Annotated in this window: 8 protein-coding genes; 5 read left to right on the forward strand and 3 right to left on the reverse strand. The window is 58.1% G+C overall.

From position 1 onward, the window contains the following. Positions 1 to 11: 11 nt before the first annotated feature. The 3 genes from ACP159_RS20000 to ACP159_RS20010 all read left to right on the forward strand — a co-directional run bounded on the left by ACP159_RS20000 (position 12) and on the right by ACP159_RS20010 (position 2,210). Positions 12 to 440, forward strand: coding sequence for a MerR family transcriptional regulator (locus ACP159_RS20000; protein ID WP_013959865.1), 429 nt, complete (start codon positions 12 to 14; stop codon positions 438 to 440). A gap of 107 nt (positions 441 to 547) precedes the next feature. Then, positions 548 to 1,303 carry a transglutaminase-like domain-containing protein gene (locus ACP159_RS20005; protein ID WP_425101476.1) on the forward strand — a complete coding sequence of 252 codons (756 nt, stop codon included), beginning with the start codon at positions 548 to 550 and terminating at the stop codon, positions 1,301 to 1,303. Beyond that, complete coding sequence (locus ACP159_RS20010; protein ID WP_425101477.1) at positions 1,293 to 2,210, forward strand: cation diffusion facilitator family transporter; 918 nt, start codon at positions 1,293 to 1,295, stop codon at positions 2,208 to 2,210. The genes ACP159_RS20005 and ACP159_RS20010 overlap by 11 nt, the downstream gene beginning before the upstream one ends. Before the next feature lie 361 nt (positions 2,211 to 2,571). On the opposite strand, the gene petA is transcribed toward ACP159_RS20010, so the two are convergent. Both petA and ACP159_RS20020 read right to left on the reverse strand, forming a co-directional pair. Continuing rightward, positions 2,572 to 3,129: a ubiquinol-cytochrome c reductase iron-sulfur subunit gene (gene petA, locus ACP159_RS20015; RefSeq protein WP_425101478.1), complete on the reverse strand. Its 558-nt coding sequence runs from the start codon at positions 3,127 to 3,129 to the stop codon at positions 2,572 to 2,574. Positions 3,130 to 3,237: 108 nt separating this feature from the next. After that, positions 3,238 to 3,762 carry a hypothetical protein gene (locus ACP159_RS20020; protein WP_425101479.1) on the reverse strand — a complete coding sequence of 175 codons (525 nt, stop codon included), beginning with the start codon at positions 3,760 to 3,762 and terminating at the stop codon, positions 3,238 to 3,240. Positions 3,763 to 3,838: 76 nt separating this feature from the next. Between ACP159_RS20020 and ACP159_RS20025 the strand changes: the two genes are divergently transcribed. Continuing rightward, the gene (locus ACP159_RS20025; protein WP_425101480.1) at positions 3,839 to 4,402 is read left to right on the forward strand and encodes a Crp/Fnr family transcriptional regulator; all 564 of its coding nucleotides are present in this window, start codon (positions 3,839 to 3,841) and stop codon (positions 4,400 to 4,402) included. On the opposite strand, the gene ACP159_RS20030 is transcribed toward ACP159_RS20025, so the two are convergent. Continuing rightward, positions 4,399 to 4,848, reverse strand: coding sequence for a DUF411 domain-containing protein (locus ACP159_RS20030; RefSeq protein WP_425101481.1), 450 nt, complete (start codon positions 4,846 to 4,848; stop codon positions 4,399 to 4,401). The genes ACP159_RS20025 and ACP159_RS20030 overlap by 4 nt on opposite strands. A gap of 439 nt (positions 4,849 to 5,287) precedes the next feature. Here ACP159_RS20030 and ACP159_RS20035 point away from each other — a divergent pair, with 439 nt between their 5' ends. After that, entirely contained in the window at positions 5,288 to 6,280 is a 993-nt protein-coding gene (locus ACP159_RS20035) for an IS30 family transposase (protein WP_425101343.1), read from the forward strand. Positions 6,281 to 6,286 lie beyond the last annotated feature (6 nt).

The raw sequence follows: 6,286 nt of genomic DNA on the forward strand, positions 1-6,286 counted from the left end.
TGGAGGCGAGAATGCTCACGATCGGTACTCTGTCAAAGAAGACTGGCACAAAAGTGCAGACCATCCGGTACTACGAACAGATCGGACTCATGCCCGAACCTGGCCGGACCGAAGGCGGACAGAGGCGCTACGACAATGCACAGCTCGACCGACTGTCCTTCATCCGCCATTCGCGGCAACTCGGTTTCTCGCTCGATGCGATCCGCGAGCTGCTCGACCTCAGCGACCATCCCAACCGCCCCTGCGACGAGGCAGATGCCATCGCGCGTCGCCAGCTCAAACAGGTGGAGCAGCGCATGGCCCGCCTGAAGGCGCTGCGCACGGAACTGAAACGCATGGTTCACGAATGCAGCGGCGGGCGGACGGGAGATTGCAAAGTGCTTGAGGTGTTGCGGGACCATTCGGAATGCTTGACCGAGCACGAGGAAATCGGGGCATAAGATAAGAGTTGGGGCAAACGTAAAAATTTTTGAGCAAAGGGTTGATGCTATAGTGACTATAGCAATTAGTCTTGTTCCAAGACGATTCGAGGAGCACTCCATTGCAGATGACCGACCCCCTACTTGCACCAACCAGACTACTGGATTTTGATGCCGCGCCTCTTGCGGATCTAATTGAAAATCGCGGCTGGCGCGACTTATCCGAATACGATCGGATCGGAGCAGTCTATGATTTCGTTCGGAATGAAATCGCGTTCGGATACAATCGAGCTGACGACATCCCCGCATCCGAGGTGTTTTCCGACGGCTACGGGCAGTGCAATACCAAAGGCACGCTCTTGATGGCGCTGCTGCGTGGTGTTGGCATTCGTTGCCGGTTGCATGGGTTTACGATCCACAAAGGCTTGCAGCGCGGCGTTGTCCCAGAGTTGGTGTATCCGCTTGCTCCGCAGGAAATTCTCCACTCATGGGTTGAGATCGAATATCAAAGGGCCTGGATCAACCTTGAAGGCTTCATCCTGGATGGCGGTTTCCTGACAGTCCTGCAAAAGTCTTTCTCGGACACGGACAGTCTCTGCGGTTATGGCGCGGGCACGGATTGCCTTGGCGCGCCTCCCGTCGCCTGGAACGGAGAAGATACCTACATTCAGAAAACCGGCATCGTGCAGGATTTCGGCGTGTTTGATACGCCGGACGCCTTCTATTTGTCCCATGAGCAATCCTTTGGATGGCTGCGTGGTGCCCTTTACCGTCATATCATACGCCACTGGATGAATGCGCGCGTACGTGGTCTCCGCAACGGTCGTCTGAAGACTGACCAACGCGCGACACACACGCATCAGGAGCCCGCCAATGCCGCATGACCACGGGCACGCGCATATCGATCCGGACTCTGGGGATCGGCGGGTTGCGATCGCGATCTGGGCGAATGGGCTACTTACGATTGCGCAAGTCGTCGGGGGCATTTTGTCGGGCAGTCTGGCACTGATCGCCGACGCGCTGCACAACTTTTCCGATATGGCCTCGCTTGTCATTGCCTTCGCTGCACGTAAGATCGCGCGCCGACCGGCGGATGAACGCATGACCTTCGGCTATGGCCGGGTCGAAATCGTGGCGGCCCTGATCAACTACACCACCCTGATCGTGATCGGCTTCTACCTGATCTACGAGGGTGGCATGCGCATGATTGATCCACCCGAAGTCATGGGGTGGACCGTCGTCATTCTCGGCGGAATCGCGCTTGTGGTCGACACGCTGACCGCAATGCTGACCTACTCGATGCAGAAGGGGAGCGTGAACATCCGTGCGCTTTTTCTCCACAACCTTTCGGATGCGTTGGCTTCAGTGGCCGTCATAGTCGGCGGGACGCTTATTATACTTTATGATATGCGTTGGGTTGATCCGGCCATCACCATCGGCATCGCGCTCTACATCCTGTATCTGTCCTTCACCGAAATAGGGGGCCCAATTCGAACCCTGATGCTTGGAAGCCCGCCGGATGTGGATGGAAACGACGTGGTCAGAGCGATCCAGTGTGTCGATGGCGTTGTGGACGTGCATCATGTCCACCTGTGGCAAATGCAGGAGCACGCTGCGGCATTGGACTGCCATATTGTCGTCGAACGCGACCGGATGAGTGAGGCCGACAAAATTAAAGAAAACGTCAAATCAGTGCTGCATGGACGTTTTTCAATTGAGCATTCCACGCTTGAGTTTGAAGCGAGCGACAATGCGCATAAGGAGGCACAGGTGTTCGGACACCGCTCATGACGGTGGTTCAAAGCATCTAATGGTCATTGGCCTCCTGTCCGGTCTGGTATTGATTAGCGCGCTTCTTTGCTCAATCTTCCACCCATCTAGGCACATTTGGTCTCCGAACAGCGAAAGATCAGTCATTCCAAACTTCACATGGTGACTCACATTGGCCGTGTTTGGAGCGATGATCGCTTCGGGCAACAGGCGCGCACCCGTCAACCGCAACCTCGCTTGGATGGAAGCCAGAGCCCCACTTCGCGAAATATCCGGGCAAAGAATAATTCGGATGTGGTGCGACGCAATCCATGGTGATCGGAAGGCGTCTGAATATGGTCTGGTTTCACACGGCGCGACTACGTCAAAAAGTTCATATTATTCAGCCTAGCGTCAGCACCATGTTGTCGGACAAGGCCAGGGGTGGGATGTGCAAGTTCTCCGGCGCAGGCCCTTTGCGAATGCGTCCAGCGGTATCGTAATGCGACCCGTGGCAGGGACAGAACCACCCTCCGAAATCGCCCGCACCATAGCCAAGCGGGACACATCCCAAATGGGTGCAGACACCGATCATCACCAGATAGGCGTCATAGCCCAAAATGGCGCGGTTCTCATCCTGCGCTGCGGCCTCGCCGGGAAGATTGGGATTGCGCGCATCGGTGTCCGGCAAGGTGGAGACCGCCTGTTGACGCGCCTGGGCCATCTCAGCTTGCGTCCGGTGGCGAATGAAGACGGGCTTTCCGCGCCAATTGACGGTCAGTTGCGTGCCTTCGGCGAGCCCGGAGATATCCACCGAGATTGTCGCCAGGGCGCGCACATCTGCCGAGGGGTTCATCTGGTTGATCAGCGGCCAGAGCGCCGCACCTGAGGCGACCACGCCCGCGCCAGCAGTGGCGTAATACAGGAAATCCCTGCGTTCAGTGTTATCGGTCGCATCCATAGCATGGCAAATGTGCAACCTTCCCGCGCCGGAACGTCAACGCGGGTTTTGTAACGGTTTGTCTGCAACCCGGGGCCTGGCGGAGGGAAACTGTGGCCGATCTTCAACTCAATGGTGGGGCGGTTCGCCTTTTGCCATCATGAGATGATGCTTCTGGTGATGCGCGCCAATGGTCATCAGTCCGAAGAACCCAAGACCCTGTATCTGGTCGGTATCGCCATCGACGAGGAGGGCGACGCCGTCCCCGAGATCCTCTGTCGTGACGTCCCAACCCGTCTCGGCCGCAAGGAAAGGCGCATGGACAGGTACCATGGTGCGAATGGCATCGAGAACGCGCGGTGCCCCCCGGACCTCGAACCGGATACCGGCAGGCCGCGCACTGCGGGTAACCTCGGCCTCCATCGCTACAAGCTCCATGTCCACCAGATGTCGCCTCAGAGCCGCAATATCAACGTTTGCCCAATCGGTATCGGGATCGGCGCGTAGGAGCGCCACGATCTCGGCCATGGCGGCAAAGGCCGATTGCCCGGTTTCCTGTGGGCCCGGCATCGCATGCCCGGTCGCGAAATGGCTGTGCTGGGCCGCGACGGGTCTAGACAATGACAGGGCAAGCAGGAGAGCAACAAGGCGCATGGCGGGCTCCTTTTGAACGGCAAGATACCCGTTTTTCCTAGCACGCAGACCTACTACGGAATATGATTTCAATCATATGCTGCCAGAGCCCTACGATCTTCTTCCGACATCTGCGCTTCGGCCGCAAACAATTGCGGTTGGCGACGTGCTCTTTCGACAGGGTGCACGGACCCGGGGTCTCTATGTGCTGATAACCGGGCGTGTACATCTCGAGCGGGTTGGTCCGAATGGCGAGCGCCTCATCATTCACCGGGCGGCATCCGGGACCAGCTTTGCCGAAGCCTCGGTCTTTTCGGAGCGCTATCATTGCGATGCCATCGTGATGGACGCTGGAGACCTGGTCCGGATCGACAAATCCGCGGTTCTCGCCGCCTTCGCGAACCCGGACTTTGCGCGGGCCTATGGACGCCAGGCGGCCCAACAGGTTCAGGCGCACCGGCAGATCATGGAAATTGTCGGCATCCGCCGCGCCGAGGATCGGGTGATGGCGGGGATCGTTGCGGGTCTTCTGGAGGGCACCGTCGTCGACTTTGCCGCCCGTCTCCAGCTGACGCATGAGGCGACCTACCGTGCGCTGCGGGCGCTTGTCGAAGCGGGCCGGGTCACAAACCCGTCCCGTGGGGCCTACCGATTGGCCTAGCTGTGACTGGCAAAGACCGATGTCGCGCCATCGGGCCCGACAAGCAGCGTATCAAACGTATCGCCGGCACCGGGACCGCCCATGCCGGGGGAACTCATCGGCATACCCGGCACGGTGAGCCCGCGCGCCGCCGGTTGCTCTGAGAGAAGCCGGGCGATGTCTTCTGCCGGCACATGGCCCTCAATGAAATAATCGCCCACCACGGCGGTGTGGCAACCGGCCAGTTCCGACGCGATTTGGAGCCTGTCTTTCAGCGCATAGAGGGCGTCCTGCTCGACATCCTGGACCTCGACCTGGAATCCGGCCTGCCGGACATGATCGACCCAGTCGGTACAGCATCCGCAGGTCGGGGATTTGACAACCTTGATGGCCGGTGCGGTATCGGCCATGGCCGGAAGCGCGATTGTGGCGGCAGCGCCGGTCAGTAGAAAGGTGCGTCGTTTCATTCATCAATCCTTTTCTTCGGTATCTGGAATATTGGTCTTATCGGACTGGGAGTCGAGCGCCTGTTCGGACTGCGGTTCGCTATTCCCGGACATATCGAGCGCATATCCGCTTGCGGGTCCCCGGATCGGCTTGACAACTCATTCGCCCTAGCAAATCGCGAAGCAGACTTATTAGATGAACTGGCTACCGTTTCGACCGAAAACTCGGGCACGACCATCGAGGCTCAGGCATATGTCTGAGGTAGAAGTCTACCGTTTCCACGCATTCCGGGCCTGCCCGCGTGATTTGATTACGAATCGTTGCCCTGGAGTGCGGTTTTGGATAGCCATCCTTAGCTTAACATAAACTTCACTATCAGATTCTTGACGTGCGTAGGGGCAGATTCTAAACTAGGTTGCGACAAATGCCCTATCTTGCTGGAAAGCAAGGAGAACGGACATGGCCCACACAGAGCTGGATTTGCGTGAGAGACGCGCCATCGAAGACATGCTGAATGCAAAAGTACCGGTCAGCAAGATCGCCGCAGAGATCGGTCGGCATCGTTCGACCGTCTATCGCGAGATCAAACGGAACTTTTTCACCGACGAAGAGCTGCCGTATCTGAACGGCTACTATGGCATGGTCGCGCAGCGTGAAGCATCAAAGCGCCGTGCTCGCAGACGCAAATTGATCCGCCTGGAAGCATTGCGCACGCACGTCGTCGGTCGGCTCATCGAAGGCTGGACGCCAGAACAGATCGCGGGCCGTCTCGGTTTCGAAGACCAGCCTGTTCGGGTCAGCCACGAAACGATTTACGCCTATGTCTACAGCAAGGAGGGGCAGTCGGAAGACCTGGCACGCCACCTTCCCAGCCGACGCAGGAAACGCAGGCTACGCTATGCCAGGCGACCCAGAGGCCAGGTTTTCCCGCCGGATCGGTCCATCCATCAACGCCCTGAGTACGTCGCCACCCGTGAAACCTTTGGCGAATGGGAAGGCGATCTGATGATCTTCGAGCGGTCTCAGGGCAAGATGAACGTCGCCTCGCTGGTCGAGCGGAAGACCCGGTTTGCCGTCTTGTTCCGCAACAACGACCGCAGTTCGACACACTTCATTAACAAGCTGATGGATGTGATGGAGCCCCTTCCCCAACCCGCGCGGAAGTCGATCACTTTCGACCGGGGCTTCGAGTTCCGCGAATGGCGCAAGTTGAAATCCGGCATTGGAACGGAAAGCTGGTTTTGCGATCCGCAAGCGCCCTGGCAAAAAGGATCAGTTGAGAATTTGAACAAACGCGCCCGCAGGTATCTGCCGCGTGATACCCAACTCGCGGCGCTGTCAAATCGCAAGATGAAGGCGATTTGCGACCGCCTGAACGGTACGCCCAGAAAGTGCCTTGGTTGGCGCACCCCCACCGAGGCCTTCAGAGCCGAGATGATGAAACTGAGATAGCGGAAA

It is taken from the genome of Tropicibacter sp. S64, from assembly GCF_049803835.1.
Lineage (GTDB): Bacteria > Pseudomonadota > Alphaproteobacteria > Rhodobacterales > Rhodobacteraceae > Pacificoceanicola.